1 pseudogene is annotated in these 657 nt (G+C 76.3%); it reads left to right on the top strand.

Annotated features, from left to right (window positions below):
* Positions 1 to 129: 129 nt before the first annotated feature.
* A pseudogene (locus ACY45C_RS20910) lies at positions 130 to 657 on the top strand (histidine kinase); the annotation flags it as partial.

Below are 657 nucleotides of genomic sequence, written 5' to 3'. Positions count from 1 at the left end.
GGACCGGGCCGGCCCACCGCGCCGACGCTAGGAACCCGCGCCGGCGACGCGCCGGCCATCCCCGGTTCCCCGACCGGACCGCGTGCACCGGAGCGGCCGGAGCGCACCGGCTCGGGAACTCCCGAACCGGTGGGCGGCAGGGTCGCGCCGACGAACGGCACCGGGGCCAACGGGCACCGGACCGCAGGTGAACCCGCCGGACCGGAAAGCCTTTTCGACGACTCCAGTGGGCCCCGGCGGTTCCCCAACACCGGGCCGTTCCCGCTCACCGGGCCGCTGGCCGCCGCTCAGCTCGGGTCCGACCGAACGGGTTCGCTGCCCACCGCGGATAATCGCGACTTCGGGCCGGACGACTTCACCCCCGGCCTCGACAGCGGCACCGAGCGCGACAGCGAGGCGGATAGCACCGGCGCCGCTCCGCCGACCCTGCCGCACGATCTACTCGGGCGGGGAGGAAACGACGGGGACTACCCGGTCCCGGGAGCCCGGGACCGGGACCGGCCCGGCCCCGGTGGGCAGGACGGTCCCCGTGACCCACGGGAGCTCGACGACCGGGAACTCAACGACCGGGAACTCGACCTCGATGTCCTTCGCGGCCGCGGCGGCACCGCTCCCGGTGGCCGGCTCGACCCGGCCACCGACGCCGAACCGCCCCCC

The sequence above is a fragment of the Frankia sp. CcWB2 genome (assembly GCF_977927585.1).
The sequence above is the reverse complement of the archived record's forward strand: the minus strand, read 5'-3'. Positions and strand labels throughout refer to the sequence as shown.